At 40.3% G+C, this 24,002-nt stretch carries 22 protein-coding genes and 4 pseudogenes; 2 read left to right on the forward strand and 24 right to left on the reverse strand.

Annotated elements, in window-relative coordinates:
• Nucleotides 1–6 precede the first annotated feature (6 nt).
• Genes ARADI_RS21580 through ARADI_RS21595 form a run of 4 tightly spaced genes read right to left on the reverse strand, consistent with a single transcriptional unit; the run spans nt 7 to nt 770 of the window.
• The gene (locus tag ARADI_RS21580) at nt 7–288 is read right to left on the reverse strand and encodes a hypothetical protein (RefSeq protein ID WP_238149147.1); all 282 of its coding nucleotides are present in this window, start codon (nt 286–288) and stop codon (nt 7–9) included.
• Nucleotides 269–436, reverse strand: a complete 168-nt coding sequence (locus tag ARADI_RS21585; protein WP_255420613.1) for a hypothetical protein — start codon at nt 434–436, stop codon at nt 269–271. The genes ARADI_RS21580 and ARADI_RS21585 overlap by 20 nt, the downstream gene beginning before the upstream one ends.
• The gene (locus tag ARADI_RS21590; protein ID WP_255420614.1) at nt 418–561 is read right to left on the reverse strand and encodes a class I SAM-dependent methyltransferase; all 144 of its coding nucleotides are present in this window, start codon (nt 559–561) and stop codon (nt 418–420) included. Before ARADI_RS21590 ends, ARADI_RS21585 begins: the two co-directional genes overlap by 19 nt.
• Nucleotides 558–770, reverse strand: coding sequence for a hypothetical protein (locus ARADI_RS21595; protein ID WP_238149148.1), 213 nt, complete (start codon nt 768–770; stop codon nt 558–560). The genes ARADI_RS21590 and ARADI_RS21595 overlap by 4 nt, the downstream gene beginning before the upstream one ends.
• Nucleotides 771–1,043: 273 nt before the next feature.
• Between ARADI_RS21595 and tyrP the strand changes: the two genes are divergently transcribed.
• The gene (gene tyrP / locus ARADI_RS05455) at nt 1,044–2,198 is read left to right on the forward strand and encodes a tyrosine transporter TyrP (protein WP_439647076.1); all 1,155 of its coding nucleotides are present in this window, start codon (nt 1,044–1,046) and stop codon (nt 2,196–2,198) included.
• A 53-nt stretch (nt 2,199–2,251) separates the two neighbouring features.
• Here the strand turns inward: tyrP and ARADI_RS20710 are convergent, their stop codons facing one another.
• Both ARADI_RS20710 and ARADI_RS05460 read right to left on the reverse strand, forming a co-directional pair.
• Entirely contained in the window at nt 2,252–2,398 is a 147-nt protein-coding gene (locus ARADI_RS20710; protein ID WP_369406938.1) for a YfaZ family outer membrane protein, read from the reverse strand.
• Nucleotides 2,377–2,805, reverse strand: a complete 429-nt coding sequence (locus ARADI_RS05460) for a YfaZ family outer membrane protein (RefSeq protein WP_369406939.1) — start codon at nt 2,803–2,805, stop codon at nt 2,377–2,379. The genes ARADI_RS20710 and ARADI_RS05460 overlap by 22 nt, the downstream gene beginning before the upstream one ends.
• Nucleotides 2,806–3,075: 270 nt before the next feature.
• Between ARADI_RS05460 and ARADI_RS05465 the strand changes: the two are divergent.
• Nucleotides 3,076–4,530, forward strand: a pseudogene (locus ARADI_RS05465) (catalase).
• Nucleotides 4,531–4,667: 137 nt separating this feature from the next.
• On the opposite strand, the gene ARADI_RS05470 reads toward ARADI_RS05465, so the two are convergent.
• From ARADI_RS05470 to nuoE, 18 genes and pseudogenes are all read right to left on the reverse strand, one after another.
• On the reverse strand, nt 4,668–5,837 hold the full coding sequence (locus ARADI_RS05470) for an AMP-binding protein (protein WP_369406977.1): 1,170 nt from the start codon (nt 5,835–5,837) through the stop codon (nt 4,668–4,670).
• Entirely contained in the window at nt 5,791–5,985 is a 195-nt protein-coding gene (locus ARADI_RS20715) for a hypothetical protein (protein ID WP_369406940.1), read from the reverse strand. The genes ARADI_RS05470 and ARADI_RS20715 overlap by 47 nt, the downstream gene beginning before the upstream one ends.
• 109 nt (nt 5,986–6,094) lie before the next feature.
• Nucleotides 6,095–6,962 (reverse strand): annotated as a pseudogene (menC, locus tag ARADI_RS05475) (o-succinylbenzoate synthase).
• Nucleotides 6,963–7,054: 92 nt separating this feature from the next.
• Nucleotides 7,055–7,914 (reverse strand): annotated as a pseudogene (gene menB, locus ARADI_RS05480) (1,4-dihydroxy-2-naphthoyl-CoA synthase).
• 119 nt (nt 7,915–8,033) lie between these two features.
• Nucleotides 8,034–8,690 carry a 2-succinyl-6-hydroxy-2,4-cyclohexadiene-1-carboxylate synthase gene (gene menH, locus ARADI_RS05485; protein WP_238149149.1) on the reverse strand — a complete coding sequence of 219 codons (657 nt, stop codon included), beginning with the start codon at nt 8,688–8,690 and terminating at the stop codon, nt 8,034–8,036.
• Nucleotides 8,690–10,355, reverse strand: a pseudogene (gene menD / locus ARADI_RS05490) (2-succinyl-5-enolpyruvyl-6-hydroxy-3-cyclohexene-1-carboxylic-acid synthase). Before menD ends, menH begins: the two are co-directional and overlap by 1 nt.
• A 284-nt stretch (nt 10,356–10,639) precedes the next feature.
• The gene (locus tag ARADI_RS17460) at nt 10,640–11,302 is read right to left on the reverse strand and encodes a chorismate-binding protein (protein ID WP_238149150.1); all 663 of its coding nucleotides are present in this window, start codon (nt 11,300–11,302) and stop codon (nt 10,640–10,642) included.
• A 96-nt stretch (nt 11,303–11,398) separates the two neighbouring features.
• Nucleotides 11,399–11,614 (reverse strand): hypothetical protein, encoded by a 216-nt coding sequence (locus ARADI_RS17465; RefSeq protein WP_238149151.1) that lies wholly within the window; start codon nt 11,612–11,614, stop codon nt 11,399–11,401.
• 453 nt (nt 11,615–12,067) lie between these two features.
• Entirely contained in the window at nt 12,068–13,522 is a 1,455-nt protein-coding gene (nuoN, locus tag ARADI_RS05500) for an NADH-quinone oxidoreductase subunit NuoN (protein WP_119711389.1), read from the reverse strand.
• A gap of 6 nt (nt 13,523–13,528) precedes the next feature.
• A complete protein-coding gene (nuoM, locus tag ARADI_RS05505) occupies nt 13,529–15,049 on the reverse strand; it encodes an NADH-quinone oxidoreductase subunit M (protein WP_119711390.1) in 1,521 nt (506 codons plus the stop codon).
• A 19-nt stretch (nt 15,050–15,068) separates the two neighbouring features.
• Complete coding sequence (gene nuoL / locus ARADI_RS05510) at nt 15,069–16,916, reverse strand: NADH-quinone oxidoreductase subunit L (RefSeq protein WP_119711391.1); 1,848 nt, start codon at nt 16,914–16,916, stop codon at nt 15,069–15,071.
• Nucleotides 16,913–17,215: an NADH-quinone oxidoreductase subunit NuoK gene (gene nuoK / locus ARADI_RS05515; RefSeq protein WP_119711392.1), complete on the reverse strand. Its 303-nt coding sequence runs from the start codon at nt 17,213–17,215 to the stop codon at nt 16,913–16,915. The genes nuoL and nuoK overlap by 4 nt, the downstream gene beginning before the upstream one ends.
• The gene (gene nuoJ, locus ARADI_RS05520; RefSeq protein WP_119711630.1) at nt 17,212–17,745 is read right to left on the reverse strand and encodes an NADH-quinone oxidoreductase subunit J; all 534 of its coding nucleotides are present in this window, start codon (nt 17,743–17,745) and stop codon (nt 17,212–17,214) included. The genes nuoK and nuoJ overlap by 4 nt, the downstream gene beginning before the upstream one ends.
• 13 nt (nt 17,746–17,758) lie before the next feature.
• Entirely contained in the window at nt 17,759–18,301 is a 543-nt protein-coding gene (gene nuoI, locus ARADI_RS05525) for an NADH-quinone oxidoreductase subunit NuoI (RefSeq protein ID WP_119711393.1), read from the reverse strand.
• A gap of 17 nt (nt 18,302–18,318) precedes the next feature.
• Nucleotides 18,319–19,293 (reverse strand): NADH-quinone oxidoreductase subunit NuoH, encoded by a 975-nt coding sequence (gene nuoH, locus ARADI_RS05530; protein WP_119711394.1) that lies wholly within the window; start codon nt 19,291–19,293, stop codon nt 18,319–18,321.
• Nucleotides 19,293–22,025 carry an NADH-quinone oxidoreductase subunit NuoG gene (gene nuoG / locus ARADI_RS05535; RefSeq protein ID WP_119711395.1) on the reverse strand — a complete coding sequence of 911 codons (2,733 nt, stop codon included), beginning with the start codon at nt 22,023–22,025 and terminating at the stop codon, nt 19,293–19,295. The genes nuoH and nuoG overlap by 1 nt, the downstream gene beginning before the upstream one ends.
• Before the next feature lie 86 nt (nt 22,026–22,111).
• Nucleotides 22,112–23,467 (reverse strand): NADH-quinone oxidoreductase subunit NuoF, encoded by a 1,356-nt coding sequence (nuoF, locus tag ARADI_RS05540; RefSeq protein ID WP_119711396.1) that lies wholly within the window; start codon nt 23,465–23,467, stop codon nt 22,112–22,114.
• Complete coding sequence (gene nuoE, locus ARADI_RS05545) at nt 23,464–23,958, reverse strand: NADH-quinone oxidoreductase subunit NuoE (protein ID WP_238149252.1); 495 nt, start codon at nt 23,956–23,958, stop codon at nt 23,464–23,466. The genes nuoF and nuoE overlap by 4 nt, the downstream gene beginning before the upstream one ends.
• Between the last annotated feature and the right edge of the window lie 44 nt (nt 23,959–24,002).

A 24,002-nucleotide genomic window follows, 5' to 3' on the forward strand; every position in this document is an offset into this window, starting at 1 on the left:
CGGGCGCTAACAGTAAGACTGTTTATGCTTTTTCAGCAACCACACCAGCAACATCATCGGATGTCGTAGCTCATCTCTCATGCCATCAATTTTATCTAACAAATAATCAGCCAGCTGAGGCTCAATGAGTCGCTCAATAGAAAATCCGGCTGTTAATAAACTAGTTAAATAAGTTGTTAAGGTTTTATGGTACTTAGTCACTTTATGACCGAGGAATTCTGCCTGACGCGCACTTTCGTTAAAATAGTTATCAACTGGCCAATAGAGCTTAGCGCCATGAACTATCATAACACCAATTTTGTGAACCATGAGCGGTAACAACTGGGTGTTCGATCGAAAACATAAACTGGCCTTTCTTAGTTAAACAAGGGTATATTTTATGGCATATTTGCGCAAAATCAACGACATAACGTAATGCTAGAGAACTGCCAACCAAATCAAAGCTAGCATTAGCAAACTGAATATCCTCTTCGCTTGTTGCCGATATTCAATGACATCAGAAAAGCGATTTTTTGCTTTTGCTACCTTTAACATTTTCTGCGAAATATCTGTACCAATCACTTTTTTCGCGCCATGCTCTGCTGCATATAAACAATGCCAACCGTAACTAACCAACCACAGCCCAAATCTAATATTGATTTACTTTGAAAATTAGGTAATAAACTTTGTAATGCTGGCCATTGACCAGCTACATTTAATCCATCAACAGAACGAGGAAACTGGCTATAGGCAATAAAAAAATCATCCTGATCGTAAATATTCTCTTTCATAACTAAATTCCAATGATTGGTATATAACTAGCTTAACTATCACTCTCTAATCGAATTTTTATATTATGCCTGATCATCATTCAATTAACTACTGTTCAAACTGATAACGTAAACATAAAATTCCATAAAATGCAATATTAATTTGACACATAATAATCAATCATTTACTCTGCCGCCATATTAAATTTAGCGCTATAAGGCTCAGGATCACTTGTGAAAAATCTCACACTAGGTAGTATTTTAATTGTTGCTGGCACAACAATCGGTGCCGGTATGTTGGCAATGCCGCTTGCCTCATCAGGCGTTGGTTTTCCCACGATTGCACTTACGCTAATTGGGTTATGGGCTTTAATGAGTTATACCGCGCTATTATTAGTCGAAGTATATCAATACAACCCCGCACATTTAGGTTTAGGCTCTATTGCCAAACGTTATCTTGGTTTACCTGGAAGAGTGGTAACCAGTTTAAGCATGCTACTACTGATGTATGCATTAGCGACCGCTTATATCGGTGGCACAGGGGTTTTGATCGCTAATAGCCTTTCATCTTGGACAGGTATAAATATTAACATCAATTCTGCAATTATTTTATTCACCATTATTGGCGGTACGATTGTCTGTATTGGCTCTCATTCAGTCGATTTGATAAATCGCATTTTGTTTATCGCAAAAATTGTTTTTCTGTGCATCATGCTAGTCGTCATGATGCCCCACGTAGAAAATATTAATCTTACCGCTATACCAGTAGAAAAAGGATTAGCCTTATCAGCGATACCAGTCATTTTTACTTCATTTGGCTTTCACGGTAGTATTCCGAGCCTGGTAAGCTATATGGATGGTAATATCAATAAATTACGTAAAATTTTTATTATTGGTAGTGCTATCCCACTATTCGCTTATATTTTATGGCAGATAGCCACCTTAGGGGCTATCTCACGAACCACCTTTATCGGTATATTAGCCAACCAGTCTGGTTTGAACGGATTACTGAGTGCAATTAATGATATTGTCGCCACTTCACAAGTAAATATTGTTGTTAACCTATTCATGGATCTGGCGTTGGCGACCTCTTTTTTAGGTGTTACGCTGGGTTTGTTTGACTATTTAGCCGATATGTTTAAACGTAAAAATACGCCATTTGGTCGCTTACAGAGTGGATTATTAACCTTCCTGCCACCGCTGATTTTTGCGCTATTTTTCAGTAGTTTTGTTCAAGCCTTAACCTATGCAGCCGTTGCTTTATCGATTTTAGCACTCATTCTGCCAACCTTAATGGTGATGCGCGTCAGAAAAATCGAAGCAAATAAAACTAATTGTTATAGGGTTAAAGGTGGAACGCCCGCATTACTAATAGTGCTAACTTGTGGTGTTGCCATAATTTTAATTCAGATTGGTATTGTTAGTGGTATGTTAAGTGCTATTGGATAACACTTTTGAGATAAATGAAAGGTAATATACCATAATTCATATGGTGCAAACAATTAAGCAGCTAGAAATTGACGCCTGCACCCAAGATAAAAACCATCTGCAATGGTATTGTTAGGATGCTGACTCTTGCCTTGCAGTTTAATAAAACGATAACCAAAATTAATCGCTAATGGTTTAATCACTTCATATTTGATACCCACATCCGCTTCCTAATAAGCATAATTGCCCGAAGTGAAATCACGCGGTGAGCCATAAATTTCCCCATATAAAAGCCCAACGATGGAATAATTTGCCAATTAGCACCAACACCAGCCGCAAAGGCAAAACCGTTATTATTATCTTGTGGTGATAAATAATAAGCTTTTCCACCAATATAAGCGGTAAACAGCCCTAAAGGTAAGCCAAAAGTCGCCTCCAAACTAACTACCTGACCGTCATGATCGCTACGCGCCCAATTGCCATTTATGCCTAAGCCTGCCCATTTGCTGCCAATGCCAGCGGCAAGTTCAGTAAAATCTTTTCCTACTTGTGCACTGATAGAATCGGCATTAGAATGACCTGATAATAAAAAACATCTAACTGTTACCGGTAATAAAATTTTTTTCATTAAAATAGTTATTCTAAGCTAATAATTATTCTGGTTACTAAAATACCAACAATATATTTCATTTTCTTTCGAATTATTATTATTTTTTTGTAAAAAACATTTTTTGCTCTGATATATCGCAGTAATAGGTATTTTTAATTGGCTATATACTTTATTAGCTAAGATAATCCATTTGATATGACTTTAATAAGATTAATAAAATCATGTAACACCTGCTAATTGTTTTTAACTACATTTTCTATCTATTTCAACTAAAACTGGAGATGAATAATGGAGAAAAAAGAAGGTCTTACTACCACTGCAGGCTCACCCGTCGTTGATAATAATAACGTTATCACCGCAGGCCCTAGAGGCCCGATATTATTACAAGATGTTTGGTTTTTAGAAAAATTGGCTCACTTTGATCGTAAAGTTATTCCTGAACGCCGTATGCATGCCAAGGGCTCTGTGGCATTTGGTGCTTTTACCGTTAACCATGATATTAGCCACAATATACACGGGCAAAAATCTTCTCTGAAATAGGTAAAGAAACCAAATTATTTATCCGTTTTTCTACCGTGGCTGGCGAACGGCGAGCTGCTGATGCAGAGCGAGATATTCGTGGCTTTGCCTTAAAGTTTTACATCGAAGAAGGTAATTCGGATTTAGTGGGTAACAATACACCGGTTTTTTATTTACGTGAGCCATTAAAATTTCCTGATTTTAATCATGTGGTAAAATGTGATCCACACACTAATTTACGTAACCCTGCTTATAAATGGGATTTTTTCTCGCATTTACCTGAATTTCTTCATCAATTAATTATTGATATGAGTGACCGGGGTATACCTAAATCCTACCGTCATATGCAGGGTTTCGGTAGCCATACCTATAGTTTTATTAATGAAAAAAATCAGCGATTCTGGGTTAAATTTCATTTTCGTTGCCAACAAGGTATTGAAAATTTGATGGATGACGAAGCGGAACAAATTATTGCCAAAGATCGTGAAAGCTCACAACGTGATCTGTTTAATGCCATTAACAGCCAAAATTATCCACGTTGGAAATTGCAAATCCAAGTGATGCCTGAAGCCGATGCCGCTAAACTGCCTTACAATCCATTTGATTTGACCAAAGTATGGCGAAATAAAGATTACCCATTAATAGATATTGGTGAGTTTCAATTAAACCGCAATCCTGATAACTATTTTGCTGATGTGGAACAAGCCGCCTTTAGTCCAGCGAATATTATGCCAGGTATTAGTTTTTCACCGGATAAAATGTTACAAGGCCGGTTATTCTCTTATGGCGACGCGCATCGTTATCGGTTAGGCGTCAATAATTTTCAGATCCCAGTAAATAAACCACAGGCTAACTGTCTATTTCATAACTACCACCGTGATGGTGCCATGAGAGTGAATGGTAATAGTATAGTGGCAATGGGGTTACTTACGAACCAAATAGCTCGGGCCAATTTCAAGAGCAACCTCAATTCAAAGAACCACCGTTGACATTATGTGGAACACCCGATTACTGAAATCATCGGGAAGATGAAGATTATTACAGTCAGCCACGAGCACTTTATGAATTGCTCAGTAAACACAAACGTAAACGTAAACGTATGTTTGATAGAATTGCCAGTGAATTAGTTGAAGCTTCAATTGAAACCCATTTAGCAAGGTACACCCTAAATATGGTGAAGGAGTTGAAAAAGCATTAGAAAAATGGCGAAAAAAAACAGCATAAATAAAATTTCTTGCTAGCAAACAGAAAGAGTAAAACCTCTCCTGATCATTTTTACCCTGATGACAGTATAAAAATTATATTTAGCCAAGGATTTACATTACTATCTATTATCACCTTAAAGCCAGCACCAGATCATCTTAATCCACTTTATTATTATGATGATGCTGCAAAAGCCATTGCTTTATATTGCGACGTGAAAGCTTGATGCCGGCATTATCGATTAACATGCTAGGCAATAAATAATAAGCAATAGGTCGTTGAAAAGCCGCTAGCCGATGATTTAACCACTGACTTAAATTGGTTACCAGTTGTTGATTATCAGACTCAATGACCGCAACTGGACGGTGACCAAATTCTTTATCAGCTATTAGAATGACAAAACTCTGTTTAATATCAAGATGACTATTCAATATCGATTCGATATCTTCGGGGGGTTGAATACCTTCCGCGCCACTAAAAAATTGATTATCCAATCGACCTAAGATCCACCATTCACCACCCGCAAAAGTATCTTTATCACGGCTAGCAAACCAACCATTAACTAATGTTAAGGGTAGGATTTTACCCTGCCACCAATAGCCTAATGCCAAACTATCTGCCTGAATATGAATTTCATTATTCACTAAGCGAACAGACTGGCCGATTAAAGGTAAACCAATTCCTAGAGTACTATCTGCTTGTTTCGCGCAAACCGTTGAGGCTGTTTCTGTCATACCATAGCCTAGCCAACAGCGGATGCCATGCTGCTTAGCCGTAGTGACTAGCTCATCCGGGATCATCGCACCGCCTAGTAACACATTTTGTAAACTAAATTTTTGCTCAACCTCTTTTATCTTCAATAAACACCATAATTGAATGGGTACTAAAGAAGCGTGGCTGCATTGCTGTAATGCATGTGGTAATGAAATGGTTGCTTTTATTGCTAATCTTGCTCCTCGATATAACCACCTCCAAACAATCCCCTGACCTGAGACATGAAAAAGCGGTAAAGAAAGTAACCAATAATCCTCACGTTCAAATGGTAATAACGAAAGCACACCTTTAGCACTATTGAGATGAGCGCTAATATTATGCTCCACCGCTTTCGCCATTCCGGTTGAACCCGAGGTTAATATTAATGTCGCCGGCAGCAATTGCATAAAAGGTATCGGGCCAGTAACACCATGTCGATGATTAACTGATTTTGCTATTACTGCGCGATAGTCTAATAATTTGACCTTCGGCAAAAACAAAGGTTGATCAGTAAAATCAATCATATAATCAACTGACAAACTGGCAATTAATTCTACTACTGTGCTCTCTGGCAGTTGTGGATTGAGAGGTAAAACACGCGGCCCCTAACTGTAATAATGCCAGCTGACATAACAGCATAGAAAAACTATTTTTTCCTCTTAGCATGACAATCATCGGCTCGGGGGGGCAAGCAACTGACAGTGGAGATTGTCGGTAACGCAATTAATTTTTGCTACCAATTGCCGTCAACTATATTGTCTATTGTCGGTTATCAGTGCAATGTCAGCAGGCGATTTTTCTGCCCAATAGATCCAAGGCCATTGATTAAATATCATGTATTCTGCCATATTAGTTCTAATTCATTTAATCCGATTAATTGCAATGAACTTTCAGGCCATTGACGAACCAGTTGAGTCTGGAACAAAGACAAGGTATCTAACCCGGGAACGGTTTCTGGTATTAACCACCTTGCTATTCTGGCTAATTGTGTTAAACCAAAACTACTTTCAAGACTTGAACTAATTACAGTATTTAATCCCAAAACCCTGGCATCATCAATAAGTTGCTTACAGTGATTTAAGCTACCCAGTAAGGTAGGTTTAATAATAATGACGCTAACACCTGGCTGTTTTTCAAGTTTAAAATTAGGTTCGCGCACACTTGCATCCCAAGCAATAGTGATCCCCGTTTGTTGAGCAAACGCTAATGAGTCAAGCATGGTTTTTTACAAGGCTCTTCAATAAAATCAATTCTACTGCGATTAGCTGGCTTAATATACTTGACAAACACGGCGGCTTGTGACTGATTCCAGCTTCGATTAGCATCCAACCGTAAACGCAATAAAGGAACCGCATCAAGTAGCAAATTAACCACCATCCCATCCCGCACCGACTCATAAAGGCCAACCTTAGCCACTTTTTCATTGCTAGCACCATTTAATTGTAAAATAAGCGCCGGTGCATAGAGGAACTTTTGGATAATGGGTTATTTCAGTTAATTCAGCCTTTAATTCAGCCAGCACACAACTGAGCCAAAAAGCCATTGATGGAATATGGCACATTTTAACTGTTGCACTCTGGCACCAGTTATGTAAGCCTGTTTGAAATGATTGCCTGGCCATTTCCAGTGTTTCTACACTAAACTCGGGTAAAGGTGAAATTTCACCCCAACCTTGGGAGTTCATTTTCCTGTAAATGAATAAGAAAACCATCACGGGTTTTTAATCGCTACTGCCTTAATACGATCCCTGCTTCCATAGGTAGACTAAATTGATATATTGCTGCCTTACGCATTATGGATTACGCTCGAAGCTTGAAAAATCAGGTTGCCGTTTTTCATTGAAATCATTTCTCCCTTCCTGACCTTCTTAGGTCATGTAAAATAACATGGTTGCATTATACCGGCTAACTCTTGTAAACCGGCCTGGCCGTCACAATCCGCATTCAGCGCTGCTTTTAGACAGCGTAGTGCCATTGGGCTATTTTTTAATATCTCACAACATCAGCCTACCGTTTCATGCTCCAGTTCAGCATAAGGTACAACCTGATTTACCAATCCGATCTCTAGTGCTGACTGGGCATCATATTGACGGCATAAGAACCAAATTTCGCGCGCTTTTTTTTATCCAACGATGCGTGCCATATAAGACGCTCCCCAACCACCATCAAATGAACCAACCTTAGGCCTAGTTTGACCAAATATGGCATTGTCAGCAGCAATGGTTAAATCACACATCATATGTAATACATGCCCACCGCCGATCGCATAACCGGCAACCATAGTAACAATCAGCTTTGGACAGGTCCTAATTTGTCGTTGAAAATCTAAAATATTCAAGTGGTGGACGCCATTATCATCTTAATAACCACCATAATCACCACGAATTTACTGATCACCGCCGGCACAAAAGGCTTTCTCACCCTGGCCAGTTAAAATGATGCAACCTATCGCATTATCGTAGCGGGCGTCGGATAACACCTGGATCATCTCTTTGACGGTTTATGGCCGAAATGCATTACGAACATGTGGACGATTGATTGTAATTTTGGCAATCCCATCTTTAGTTTTATGATAAAGAATATCTTCAAATTGGGCTGAATAATCATGCCACTCGGCAGCGGCATAAAGTTGTTCTTCATTCAGACACTGCATATTCAATTCCTTCCGTCAGAAAATGTTAAAAAACGCTCCTCTGCTGTAGCATAAGCAACAGGATTACTACGATGGGCATTGTGACCAGCCCCAGGTATCCGAATAAGTGGTAACGAAAATTATTGTGAGATAGAGCAAAATTTTTCGTCATACTCACCACAGAGGTAGCTGAAAGGGTAGTTTCGCTGTAATAATTTATTTACTAAACAAGGTTGTTTACCTAGTGAAGTCGTTTCCAATAAATGAGCTACATATTCACCACTATTATTGCCGCGTTCAGTAATTAATTGTTGCCGTTGCTCGGCAGATAAATCATCAAAAACGGCTTGCTGATACCAGTCAGATAAGACACTATCCATTGGCTCACATCGAAAGCGTTTTGCCCAAGATTGATCATGCTTTACACGTAGCAGACGATCCGTTGGCTGTGTTAAACCAACATTAGCCCCCTCAACAATCAAGCCTTTTAATTTAGTGGGTTGAAACTGACAGCCGTAATACATAGCAATTCTGCCACCGAACGAATAGCCGATTAGATAGTAACTATCAATTTGATTAGCCCCAATAGCTTGCTCAATTAGCCGACTTACGTGAGAAAAATCGGTTAATTGAATGTGAGGTGAACACCCATGTCCCGGTAAGTCAATTGTAAGTGACAGACGATTAACGCATTTTTCTATAATAGGTAGCCATTCATTGCCGTTGCCAAGTAGACCATGTAACCAAACTAACCATGTTCCAGCACATGTTTCATGATATCGTCGCGTATATGGCATTATAATTCCATCATCTGGTTAACAAGCTGATTGAGTGTTCTCGCATCTTCATGACCGGCTACTAACAATTCAATCATCAACGCTCTACCACCCTGCTGCCAATAATTGTTGATTGTATCTTTTAACTGATGCCAATTTGATGGTGAGGAGTAAGATAGTCCAAATATAGCGGCCGCATGCTTAAATTGTAGATGATGAGGCAGGCAATAAAAACGTTCTCTTTCCATCTCAGGAGTAGGTAACATAGAGAATATTTGGACACCATTATTATTCACCACAATCAACACCATGGGCGCCACGCAAGCACGTAATAAATTTAGACTATTTAAGTCATAAAGCGCCGAAATATCGCCGATAATCCCCAACGTGGGTTTTGCATTGGCAGCTTGCACGCCGGCTAGCGTAGCAATCAAACCATCAATACCACTCGCTCCACGATTGCTATAAATTGGATAACTGGTCGGTAATTGGCCTAGGGCATCAATTAACCTGACAATCAAACTATTACCTACAAAAAGTTGCCCATCTGTTGGTAACAAATGTGCAAGTTGATGAGCAATAGCGGCCTCTGAAAATTGTTGTGCAAACTGTTTATTGACAGTGCGATGAACGTTATTGACAATTTCTGTCAATGCATGCGATCAGGGCAAACAGCTAATTGGCGGATGCGCTATTAACCAGTCAGATACGGTACTAACCAACCGTCTACCACGATGATGAGTCGGATCTAAACGACCCGGAATGCTATCAATAATCCAATATTCCTCTGGTTGGCATTGTGCTTGCCATTCTAATAAACGTTTACTGGTTAAACTTGAGCCAAACTGGACGACTAGCTCTATATTTTGCAGAATGTTTTTCGCCGCTGTTACAGATAACCAGAGATCAGCGCATGGTAAAGATTGCCCGGTTTGTGATAAAACATCACTAATAACTGGCCAGCCTAGTATTTCTGACCGCAGGGCAACTTTTTCTCCCTCATCAGGCCACATTCTGCCCTCAATCACGAGACCTTTTTTTGTCGCCAAACATGCCAATCAACAAGTAATGCTAGTGAGCTGGATCTAGAACCTATCAACCAGGGTGTCGAAGATTGCCACCAACTAGCTAGTGAATTTTGCCAATCAATTTGTGCTGAGCTATCACCATATAAAGGTTCAGTAAATGGGCAATTGATATGCAAAGTGCCGTAAGAAAGATTATTCATCGCATTGTCAATAGTACTCATCAACCATTGTGCATTGCATTGATAGCTTGTGTTTGGCTAGGCAATGCTAATGTTTGTGCCGAATGATCAGCAAAAATAGCCGTTTGTCGGATAGCCTGATTAGCACCACAATCAATTAATTCAGCAGGTCTATCGGCGATTAAAAAAATGATATTTTCACCGGTCAAGCCGGTTTCTATTAAAGCAGGATATAAGTTAGCTACTGCGGTACCAGAAGTGACAATAACCGCCACCGGTTTTGCTAATAACTTTAGCCAAGCCGCCTAACCCACGCTCATCATAGTGAGTATGGCAAATTAATTTACATGTGCCGCGGCTGCTAATGTCAATGGCGTATAGCGAGAACCTGGCGCAATACAAACATGACTTAAACCATCTCTGGTTAATGCTTCCAAAATGACTTCCGCCCATTGACGATTAAAAACACTATGCGATATATATATTACTCAAAGCAGAAATAAGAAATAAGAAATAAGAAATAAGAAATAAGAAATAAGAAATAAGAAATAAGAAATAAGAAATAAGAAATAAGAAATAAGAAATAAAATAATAGCAATTTTAAGTAAAATTACCTGATTTTCCTTATTCCAGTTCAATAAAATGACGCTAAAAAATTATTTCTGTTGTTAATATCAACTTTCACAACAAAATATTTCTCTATTTAGTAATGTTTGTAAACCTGCGGCCTTATTTTCAACTTCAAGCCATTCTTGCAGCGGATCTAAATCCTTAACAATACCGGCGCCGGCATAAAGCCAAGATGATCATCATTGATATGCGCACAACGCAAAGAAACCACAAATTCACTTTGATTTAGTGATAAATAACCGGCACTACCTGCGTACCAACTGCGGCAAATAGACTCATTTTGCTGTAAAAAATATTTGCTACTTTCCTCGGGTACACCGGCAACCGCAGCGGTTGGCTGTAAACGGTATAGACAGTCGCTATCGCTAGCATGATATAACGTCACATGGATAAGACGACGCAAATGCTGAATTTTACGTAATAAAATAATATCAGGTGGGGAAACATCAATTTTTTCACTATTATTGTGCAATCTTTGGCAAATATCCTCCACCACCAGTAAATTTTCATGTTGATTTTTATCATCATGCATTAACCAATCGGAATTGTTTTTTCTGACTATGGTGTCTGATGAATTAACTACTGTTCCGGCTAATGCTTCAGTGTAAAGTTGTTGAAATTTACGATAATAAAGTCGCTCAGGGGTTGATGATAAAAAGGTATGTTGAGCGTTAAAGGACCTCATAAAATGGTAAAATTGACCATTAACCACTTTACTTGCCGACAGTAGGCTTGCCGGATTTAACGGTTTGGTTAATTGAATATCCGTTTGACGGGCAATCACAACTTTATCCATAACCCCCGCTATTAATCAGTTCTACTGCCTGAGTGGTTAAATTATGCCATTGTTGATATTCAGGAAGATGTAGAATTCGTTTAATACGGCTATTAATCAGCAATATAGGTTAACGGATTGCAATTTGGATAAAAATTGCAGGGCATGTAGCAGATCTTGTTGATCAATAATATTGATAGCCAATATCCACTTTTCTTGACAATGCCGAAACTCAATTCGTGGTAAAAACAAGTAGCTATCATTACCAACAAAATCGGCATAATATTCATTATCCGGCAGTGGCTGCCAAGCGTTCAATCCCCAGATCCGCATGGTTGGTATTGCTGTTTGTTGCTGTAAAAATTATTCAGCATCAACAATGTTGCTAAAATGTTTTACTTCATCTAGTAAAACCGCTTCTTCATGACCATCTCGATGATACCAATAAAATTGAGGATAAAATTGCTGACTGGCCAACCAATCTAAAGCAGGAAAAGTGATATCAGCGGGTAAAGGGAATTCATATTGTCACACACTTCCAGCATCGATTTGTTGTTTAGATAAAAATTGATGAACACTTGCCATAAACTCGGTAACATTAACCACTATCACTATCCTATTGACTTACCAGCTAATAAATCATTTTATCAAGCCAATTGGCTAACCTCGTATTTATTCTGCTATTTGTATCTTTAGCAAACCATTTGTTAGTTTTTTCACTTTTAATAACATTGAGCGTAAAAAACCCAGCGATATTAGCGCTGGGTTTTTTACACATACTGATATTTATTCCGCCAAGGCAGCAACCGCAATCTCAAACAATGGTTGTGGCCATATTCCCAATAAAATTGTAATAACAGCACACAATAGCGCAAATAAAGTTGCTAAATTAACATTTGACTGTTTGTCAGATTGATTATTTGCTACTGGCTGACGGCTATATAGATTGGCCATAAAACGTAAATAATAGTATAAACCCATCGCACTACCGATAATAACGGCAGCCGTTAGCCACCACAGCTCGGCATTAATAGCGCTAATGATAAGATAAAATTTACCAATAAAACCTAAAGTAATCGGTATGCCAGCTAACGACAACATCATGATAGTTAAAATAATCGCCAGAACCGGTTGGCGCCAATATAATCCCCGATAAGCACTAATATCGTCTTTATCATCGCCACAATAAGGAATAGATAGAATACTTACCACGCCAAAAGCTCCTAAACTAGCGAATAAATAGCCAATAAAGTAGATTGACACTGTAATTTGTGCTGCAACACTATCAGTCTGTAAAGCGATTAACGGTAGTAGTAAATATCCCATATGGGCGATAGATGAGTAGGCTAACAGACGCTTAATACTCTGTTGCGAAATGGCCATCAAATTACCAAATAGTATAGAAGCAATGGCAATAACGCTGAGTACTGACAATAATGCCTGACTTTCTGCTAGGGGTGATGTCATCAGTAGACGCATTAAAACCACAAAAATAGCGATCTTGCTGGCAGTTGCCAAAAATGTCGCAACTGGTGCAGGCACACCTTGATAAACATCCGGCGTCCATAATTGGAATGGGACAAAAGCGAGTTTAAAACCAATACCAACCAAAATCATGCCTAACCCAACCATAAGGACTGGATAGTGAATAATATGCTCATTTAGGCTTGAACCCAATTTGGAAAAGGCTAAACTGCCTGATTCAGCATAAAGTAATGCCATACCGAACAATAAAAATGCAGAAGCGGCGGCGGATAGCAACATATATTTAATGCTAGCTTCTAATGAACGCTTCTGAGTAAAGGCATAACCAACCAAGCCAAATAATGGCAATGAAATCAATTCAATACCAATAAATAAGGTTGCTAAATGATTAGCCATTGATAACAGTATCCCCCCCGTTACCGCAATAGTTAGTAATAAATAAAACTCTTCTTTATTATCCGGATACCCTGCAAGCCATCGACAAGCATAAATTACTGTGCCAATACCGGCAATCAAAATCAGGGTGCTATAGAAAAGTGAATATTTATCGACATAGATTAATGGCGTTACTTCAATCGGCAACCTATCTTCAATTAACAAGCAAGATAGCAGAGCAATAATAAAACCGGTTATTGTTAATGTGACATTGATTAAATGATGGCGTTGCCAGACAATAGATAACATCACAATCACCACTAATAGCACAACGATCAAAAGTGGTGACAATGCGATCAATTGTTCAAAAGTTATGGTCATGGCGAATTATGGCCTTAATGTTGAAAATGAAATGGAATATAAACTGTGAAGTGATTCCATCACATTTTTTGAAGTATCTAACACCGGCTGCGGATAAAAACCTAATACCACTAATAACAGTGCTAATGTCAATAAAACTAGCGTCTCGCGACCATTTAAAGCAGGCAGTGCTTTTTCCGATTTTGCAGCACCATAATAAACTTGTTGCATCATCCAAAGTGCATAAATAGATGCAAATACCACACCGAATACCATAATAACGGTCACCAATTTAAATTGGCCAAAAGTACCAAATAGGATCATAAACTCACCGACAAAATTTCCGGTACCCGGCATTCCTAAGGTTGCAACCGCAAAAAATAGTGATAGCGCAGGCAGCCATATGATCCGTTTCCATAATCCGCCCATCATGCGCATATCACGTGTTCCAGTACGTTCATAAAGTTGGCCACTAATAATGATCAAAGCCGCACCTGATAAGCCATTGGCTATCATCTGTAACACAGCTCCTTGGTAAGCAAGTATGGAGCCTGCATAAATGGCGACGGTAACAAACCCCATATGCGACAAACTACTATAAGCCACCAGACGTTTGATATCTGTCTGTTTAAATGCTAGCCATGCACCATAAAATATACTGATCACACCTAACGTCATGACGATAGGGGTAAATTGAATTGATGCTTCAGGAAATAGCGGTAAGGTGAAACGCAATAAACCATAAGCAGCCGTTTTCAGCATGATACCTGAAATATCAATGGAGCCGGCCGTTGGGGATTGTTCCTGCACGTCAGCTATCCATCCATGGAAAGGTACCAAAGGCATTTTTACCGCAAAGGCAATAAAAAATCCCAGCATCAATAAATACTGCGTCAGCGCTGACATTTTGGTATTTAACAGATCGTGATAGGCAAATGACCAATGACCAGATGATTGATAATGAATCAATGCCAATGCCACAATCGCCAGCAACATAATCAAGCCACTTACTTGGGTATAAATAAAAAATTTAGTTGCAGCATTAACATGTGCGCGTTCTTCTGAGCCTTTATGTCCCCAATTAGCAATTAGGAAATACATCGGGATCAACATCATTTCCCAGAAGAAAAAAAACAAAAACAGATCCACCGCCATGAAAATTCCCATCACGACGGCTAAAATCCACATCAAATGGAAGTGATAAGCACCCTGATTAGGTTGATTTTCACTCCACGAACTCAATATAGAAAAAATTCCCATAATAGCCGTTAACACTATCATTAGTAATGATAAACCATCAATGGCTAAGGCAATATTAATACCTAATGGCGCGATCCATGGCATGAAAAAGATCGCTTGCCATTGGAGTAATGCCAACGTATTAGGCAACGAATAATTTCCCTGCAACCAAAGTAATACAGAGAGGAGCAGTGTTAACCCCATTACAAGCAGTGCCAAATAGCGTGGTGCCCATTTATTGAATCGTTCGGACAGCAAACATAACACGCCACCGATGAAGGGGAGAAGTATTAGCCAAGGTAATAGCATGGCGCAATATGTCCCTTAATTAAACCAGAAGTAACAGTGTTAACATCAACACTGCCCCTAATCCCATAGAAGCCAAATACCAACGGATCTGCCCATTCTGACTGAACGTTAAGCCTTTATTGCCCCAATGTGACATCACAGCAGGAATATTCATTGATGAATTGACAGGATTATTTGCTAATAATTGAGCAATTGCTTTAAATGATTTTACAAAAATAAGGTTATAAAGTTGGTCAAATCCCCAAGCCTGATACCACCAAACAGTAAAGAAACGCCCTACTGCGCTTTTAGCAATTGATTTAACAACCTTACGTTTACCCATATAGAGGAATACCGCCAGTACCAACCCCAATAATGCAACAATTGCTGAAATTATTTCTAGCCTAACTTTACGCGACTCATTGATTGTTTCATTGACAGGAAATATGCCCACTAGCGGTTGAACAATCTGTGCACCAATAACCGTAGATAAAACTGCTAATACCGCTAACGGCAGAGTATGACTAATACCACCGACAGTTTGAGCTGAGATCTGTTTTTTTCCATGGAAGACAATAAAAATCATACGGAAGGTATAAAGTGCGGTCATAAATGCGCCAACTATACCAGCCCAGAGTAAAACTGTTTCTCCTTGAAGAGCTGTTCCCCATAAGATATCGTCTTTGCTATAAAAACCGGCAGTAACTAGTGGTATTGCCGCTAGCGCGCCACCGCCGATTAAAAAACAACCATAAACAAAGGGTAACGTTTTACGTAAGCCACCCATCTCGAATATATTTTGTTCATGGTGACAGGCAACAATCACTGAACCGGCAGATAAAAAGAGTAAAGCTTTAAAGAAAGCGTGGGTCATTAAATGAAAAATAGCCGCATCCCAAGCCTGAACACCTAGAGCTAAAAACATATAACCTACTTGACTCATCGTCGAATACGCCAATACTCGCTTGATATCTGTTTGTACTAAGGCCGCAAACACAGCCAATATTAGGGTGACTGCACCAATAATAGCGACTAAGTGCAATATTTCCGGCGCCAACAAAAATAGGCTATGCGTGCGTGCGATCAAATAAACCCCAGCAGTTACCATCGTTGCTGCATGAATAAGTGCAGATACTGGGGTTGGCCCCGCCATTGCATCGGCTAACCAGGTCTGCAAAGGTAACTGAGCGGATTTACCGACTGCACCGCCAAGGATCATTAGCGTAGCCCAATTAATCAGCGAAGAGCCTACACTAATTTGTTGTGGTAGCAGTATGCTCAATTGATGGAAATTAAGGGTGCCAAATTGGTTATAGAGAATAAACATGCCAATGGCTAAAAATACATCACCAATCCGCGTGACAAAAAAAGCCTTCATGGCTGCTTTGCCATTTTCTGGATTGGTATAATAAAAACCGATTAGCAAGTAACTACATAACCCGACGCCTTCCCAACCTAGGTACATTAGCATCATGTTATCAGCCAAAACTAAAACAACCATACTGGTAATAAACAAATTGGTATAAGTAAAAAAACGAGAATAACCTTCTTTACCACGCATATACCAAGAAGCGTATAGATGAATTAAAAAGCCGACGTTTGTCACAACTGCCAACATGATTAACGATAAAGCATCAAGTACCAGTGTAATTGGAATGTTAAAGTCGCCTACTACTATCCAGTGCCACAATGTCTGACGATAAGCATAACCACCGTCAGCATTATTAGCGCAAAAATTAATCGCTAGCCAAAATGTTACCAGTGCTGCCAACCCTACCGAACCGACCCCGATAATAGCGGACACATTTTCAGACCAACGTCCGCGAGAGAATGCGAGTAGTAGAAATCCAAATAGTGGTGGCAGAATGGTTAAATAGAGTAGATTCATCCGCGCATCTCACTGACTTCATCAATATTAAGGTTCTGGCGATGACGATGAAGTTGCAATAACAACGCCAATCCTATACTTGCTTCCGCGGCAGCTAAGCTAATCGTTAGAATATACATGACTTGACCATCAGATTGTCCCCAATAACTACCCGCCACCACAAAAGCCAATGCGGCTGAGTTAATCATTATTTCTAATCCAATTAACATAAAGAGAAAATTGCGCCGGATCAGCAGACAGCTTAAACCTAATACGAATAAAATTGCCGCTAAAATTAAACCGTGTTGCAGAAAGATCATACTTGTTCCTCCACATCCGAATAACTATCCAGAGAGTTAAGCCACTTTTCACGTCCAATATGAAATGCTACGACAAGACCCGCCAATAACAGTAAAGAAATCAGTTCAACGGCTAATACGTAAGGACCAAATAAGCTCATACCAATCTCCTTAGCACTAATCATCTGACCTTTTATCTGGCTATGTTTTATTGAAACAATGGCATAGATAATCACGCTAAGTAAAACCACTGAAAGGATAGATGGACCAATCCATACTTTTGGTTGTAGCCAGGCACGTTCCTGATCAACGACTGATTTACCTAAATTAAGCATCATGACCACAAACACAAACAGCACCATAATAGCCCCGGCATAGATGATAATCTCTAAGGCACCGGCAAAATAAGAACCAACCGAGAAGAAAACGATCGATAAAGCTAACAGAGAAACGATCAGATACAACAGCGCATGTATTGGATTGGTATGTGTTATTACCTTAAGCGTCGCCAAAATAGCCACCAATCCAGCGACAGAAAATGCAAATTCCATAAACATCGCTCCTTTATGGCAACAAATCTTTAACATTAATAGGCTTAGCTTCATTATCCGCTTCACCTTTATCTTTACCACTAATTGCCATACCCGTTTTGTGATAAAAATTATAATCTGGATATTTACCTGGCCCTGAAATCAACAAATCTTGTTTTTCATAGACCAGATCTTGGCGTTTATATTCCCCCATTTCAAAATCAGGCGTTAGTTGAATAGCGGTAGTCGGACAAGCCTCTTCACATAAACCGCAGAAAATACAACGGGAAAAATTAATCTGAAAAAATTCCGGATACCAACGGCCATCTGGCTGTTCCGCTTTTTGTAATGAAATGCAGCCAACCGGACAAACTACCGCACATAAATTACAAGCCACACAACGTTCTTTACCATCAGGATCTCGGGTCAATACAATACGCCCGCGATAACGAGGAGGTACATAAACCGGCTCCTCCGGGTACATTTTCGTTTCACGTTTATGAAAAGCATGTAGCCCGATCATACAAATACTACGTACCTGGGTGGCCAAACCAACCACTAACTCTTTTAATGTCATGGCTCAATCCTCCCTTATTAAGCGTTGCATAGAATAACTGCTGCGGTTGCTAACAGATTGATCAACGTCAATGGCAAACACACTTTCCAACCAAAAGCCATCACTTGATCATAACGCGGACGTGGTAATGAGGCGCGAACAAGAATAAACATCACCATGAAGAAGGCTGTTTTTAATGCAAACCAAATAAAGCCAGGTAAAAATGGGCCAAGCCAGCCGCCGAAAAATAAGGTCACAATTAATGCAGAAACGGTGACAATACTGATATATTCGCCGACGAAAAACAGACCAAATTTCATACCGGAATATTCAATATGATAGCCATCGGCCAGTTCTTGCTCTGATTCAGGTTGATCAAATGGATGCCGGTGACAAACAGCAACACCCGCGATGACAAAGGTTAAAAAGCCGAAAAATTGTGGAATAATATTCCATAATCCAGCTTGCGAATTGACAATATCAATTAAGTTAAAGGAGCCAGCTTGGGCAACGACACCCATTAATGAAAGGCCGAGAAAAACCTCATAACTTAACGTCTGAGCTGAGGCGCGCATCGCGCCTAATAAAGAGTATTTATTATTACTTGACCAACCTGCAAACAGTACAGAATAAACCGCTAAGCCGGCCATCATGAAAAAAAACAGCAGACCTATATTAAGATCAACAACATACCAAGTTGCGCTAATGGGAATAATGGCAAACACCAATAACATTGAACAAAAGGCGATTACTGGTGCCAATATAAAAATGCACTTATCTGAAAATTGTGGGATCCAATCTTCTTTAAATAACATTTTAATCATATCAGCAGCAATCTGTAATGAGCCTCCCCAACCTACCCGATTAGGTCCATAGCGATTCTGGAACAGTGCCAATAAACGACGTTCACCAAAACTCATTAAAGCGCCGCAAATAACCAACACCAGCAAAATAACTATTGCTTGTAGGACAGCAATAATCGCTGCGGTGACTTCAGCAGAAAATAGAGTCACTATGTCGCCCTCCGTAAATTTTTCACCGCCATACCTGCCATCGTTGGTGCGATTCCAGGCATACCTAAAGGTAAACCAATCTGTCCTGACGCCAAATGATAACTGAGACGAACTGGCAATCGATAAATTTGCCCACCATAACTGAATTCAAGCACTGTCCCAGCTTTAACAGCCAGGTTTTCAGCATCCTGATAATTGAGCATAATGTAAGCTTCTGGCATACGTTGTTGTATTGCTTCAGCTCGCTGTGAGGTTTCATCGCTACCAAATAAATGATAGTAAGGTGCAACCGTCCATTGGTTATCTTGCCGCTGCCAGGCAAGCGGAACAGCAGTAAAATAATCTAAGTGACTATCAGTTGAATCAAATAATCGGATCCCCGGATCGCCAAAACGTAAATGGCCGCCGACTTCAGCTTGAAACTTATTCCACGCTTGAGGTGAATTCCAGCCTGGCGACCAAGCAAACGGAATTTGTTGGCGAATAGCGGTGGGGCTATTGTTACCTTCCATCGAAAAAGCAAATGGCGTATCAATGTCACATGGTTGACCAGGTTCACTGACCTCTATATCAGCCAACATTGAGGTACGTCCACTATAACGTTGGGGCGAACGGGCTAATTTTTGTCCATGGATACGGAATGTGGCATTAGGTGCCGCATCGACAATAGCCGCAAACTGCGGCATAGCGGTTATACAGGCCTGGATAACATGATCTAATTGTGACCAATCGATTTGACGTGTTTCGAGCTCTGCCCGCAATGAATGTAACCAACGCCAACTTTCATTAATGGCAATATTAAGTTGGTAATAAGTCGGATCAAACACCTGAAAATAACGTTGCGCCCGACCTTCATTATTAATTAATGTTCCAGTGCTTTCAGCAAAGCTGGCAGCGGGTAAAATCAGATCCGCCTGATCCATAATAGTAGTATGTTGATGATCCGTAACAATCAATTTATTTAGCTTTTTTAGAGCATTATTAACACTATCAACATTACTATGCCGATAAAGATCATTCTCCATTACTACCGCAGTATCAACTTCACCGGATGAAATACGCTCCATTGCCATATCTAGCGATTGAGCATTCATTAAAGCCAAGCCAAAGCTATTAGCTTCAGCTGCAATATAGCTAATTCCAACTTTAACATTTTTCGCGTTTAATGAAAAAGCAATATTAGCGCCAGCCTGGATAAGCGCTTCACTACCGGCATTACTACCACTAATAATAAGTGGCTTTTTGGCCTGCAATAACGCTGCAGCAACTAATTCAACGTTTGCTTTAATATCCGCAGGCAAATCATTCACAGCTGGCGCGTTGCTGTCCAAAGCATGGGCAATAGCAAAACCAAAGCGAGCTTGATCATCAACCGGCGCCCGATAACTTAATGCAGCAATATCATCTAAACGGCTATCATCAATATTAGTGATAAATAATGGGTATTTAGCCCGTTGGCCAATATTTAACACGGCGGCAATTTGCCAATCTGCCACTTTTTGTGCTTCAGCCATCGCCCTTGCTCTACCTTTAACCGCCTGACGAACCGCTAATGCTATACGAGCTCCAGTTTGGGTTAAATCCTCCCCCAAAACCAGCACCGCGTCATAATTTTCAATTTCACGCAATGTCGGCGTATAGACGCCTCCTTTTTGCAGAATATTAACCATTAGTTCGAGATGACGTTGTTCTGCTGTCGATATACCTGAATAAAAATTTTCTTCGCCAACCAGTGCCCATAATGCATAATTGCTCTCGACACTAGCTCTTGGTGACCCAATACCGATAGTCTTTTTTGCTTGGCGTAAAATTTTGGCGCCCGTTTGCATCGCCTCCATCACCGAAATAGTGTGTCGTTTTGCTTTTTTAACTAATTGGGGCTGACGAGGTCGATCTTTACGATTAACATAACCGTAACCAAAGCGGCCACGATCACATAAAAAATAGTGATTTATCACCCCATTATAACGGTTTTCAATTCGGCGTAATTCACCATAACGTTCACCAGGGCTTGTATTACAACCAAGACTACACTGTTGACATATTCCTGGTGCAAATTGCATATCCCACTTGCGATTGTAACGTTCAGAATGGGTTTTATCAGTAAAAACCCCCGTTGGGCAGATCTCAACTAAATTGCCAGCAAATTCACTCTCTAGCGTACCGTCTTCCACCCGGCCAAAATAGACGTGACTATGGGCGCTATAAACCCCCAGATCGGTGCCATCAGCATAATCTTTGTAATAACGAGCGCAGCGATAGCAAGCGATACAACGATTCATTTCGTGACCCATGAATGGACCTAGATCCTGATTATGATGTGTTCTTTTGGTAAAACGATATTTACGCATTGTATGACTAGTCATCACCGTCATATCTTGTAAATGACAATTGCCGCCTTCTTCACAAACTGGGCAATCATGTGGGTGATTTGTCATCAACCACTCAACAACACTTGCACGAAACTGCTTGGCTTCATCATCATCGATGGAAATATAGGTTCCATCAGAAGCCGGTGTCATGCAAGACATTACCAGACGACCACGTGTGTCGTCAGCATTTTGATATTGCTTAACTGCGCATTGACGGCAAGCACCAACACTTCCTAAAGCTGGGTGCCAGCAAAAGTAAGGGATATCCAGACCCAGAGAGAGACAGGCCTGCAATAGGTTTTCAGCCCCATTTACATCATATCGTTTGCCGTCTACATATATTGTAGCCATAGTCAGCATGCTTCCTAATGGCCTGCTTTTTCAGCAGGCGTTAATCAAAAATTCAGTCGACTTAAATATGTTTTTATTCAGCTTAGCGTAAGTTATTACCAACGCTGCTTTAACAAATTTGGTTGAATGCCAGCAATTTGACTCAAGTTGGCAAAATTCTGTTGGCTGATGCCCGCTTCAAATTCAGCACGAAAATATTTGATAGCACTCTGCAAAGGTTCTATTGCTCCTGGTGCATGAGCACAAAAAGTTTTACCTGGCCCAAGAAAGCGACAAAGTTGCTCTAATGTTTCAATATCGCCCGGTTGTCCTTCACCACGCTCTAACGCCTGTAGAATTTTCACACTCCAGGGTAAGCCATCCCGACACGGTGTACACCAGCCACAGGATTCGCGAGCAAAAAATTGCTCTAAATTGCAGGTTAAAGAAACCATATTAATTTCATTATCAACCGCCATGGCAAGCGCGGTACCCAGACGGCTACCTGCTTTAGCGATACTGTCGAAATCCATGGCCAAATCGAGATGCGCTTCAGTTAGAAAATCGGTACCAGCCCCGCCTGGTTGCCAGGCTTTAAGCGTTAAACCTTTACACATTCCACCTGCATAATCTTCCAGGATCTCGCGAGCAGTGATACCAAAAGGTAATTCCCACAACCCTGGATTATTAACTCGCCCAGAAAATCCCATCAGCTTAGTTCCGGCATCTTTACTTTTACCTTCGCTAAGGCCGAGATACCACTCTTTACCATGTTCAATAATCGCAGGCACGTTACAAAGTGTTTCCACGTTATTGACACAAGTCGGCTTACCCCAGGCACCGGATGTTGCCGGAAAAGGCGGTTTTGAGCGCGGATTTGCACGGCGCCCTTCAAGGGAGTTAATCAGCGCTGTTTCTTCACCACAAATATAGCTCCCAGCACCAGTATGCACAAAAAGCTCAAAATTAAAATCCGTACCCTGAATATTCTTACCTAATAAACCCGCTACTTTCGCTTCCTCAATTGCTTTACGTAAATGTTTAGCAGCTTCGATATATTCACCACGCAAGAAGATATACCCACGGTACGCTTTTAATGCAAAAGCACCAATTAACATTCCCTCGATCAACAAATGCGGTAGCTGTTCAATTAAAAGACGATCTTTATAGGTTCCAGGCTCCATTTCATCCGCATTGCAAAGTAGATAACGGATATTCATGCTGTCATCTTTCGACATTAAACTCCATTTGAGACCGGTAGAAAAACCAGCACCACCACGACCTTTAAGACCAGCATCTTTAACTAAGCTAACAACTTGATCTGGCGGCATACTTTTTAGGGCGTTTTTAGCACCTAGGTAACCACTTTTACTTAAGTATTCCTCTAACCAGACTGGTTGCTGATCTTCACGTAACCGCCAGGTTAATGGATGTGTCTGCGCACTACGGGTAATTTGTCGCTGTGTTGTCATGGATATTGCTCCAATAACCGTTGAATATCAGATGGCTTTACATGACTATGGGTATCCTCATCAATCATCATAGTCGGACCTTTATCACAGTTACCCAGACAACAAGTTGGTAATAAGGTAAACCGGCCATCAGTAGTTGTTTGGCCGGGCGCAATCTTCAATAATTTGATAATTTTAGCCTCGATACCTTGATAACCGGTAATATGACAAACCACACTGTCACAATAGCGAATAATATGACGACCAACAGGTTGGCGATAAATTTGACTGTAGAAGGTAGCCACTCCTTCTACATCACTAGCAGGAATACCTAACAGATCGGCAATTGCATAAATAGCCCCATCTGCCACCCAACCGCGTTTTTTTTGTACAATTTTTAATGCTTCAATCGAAGCGGCTCTGGCATCTTCATAGTGATGTTTTTCTTGCTCGATCTCTTCTCGCTCTTCTGTCGTCAAGGCAAAATCATGTTTGGTGTGAGACTCTACCATGTTAGCGACATCGAGCCGCTTTTGCTGTTGATTGGGATTAAATT

Source organism: Arsenophonus endosymbiont of Aleurodicus floccissimus, from assembly GCF_900343025.1.
In the GTDB taxonomy this organism is placed as follows: domain Bacteria; phylum Pseudomonadota; class Gammaproteobacteria; order Enterobacterales; family Enterobacteriaceae; genus Arsenophonus.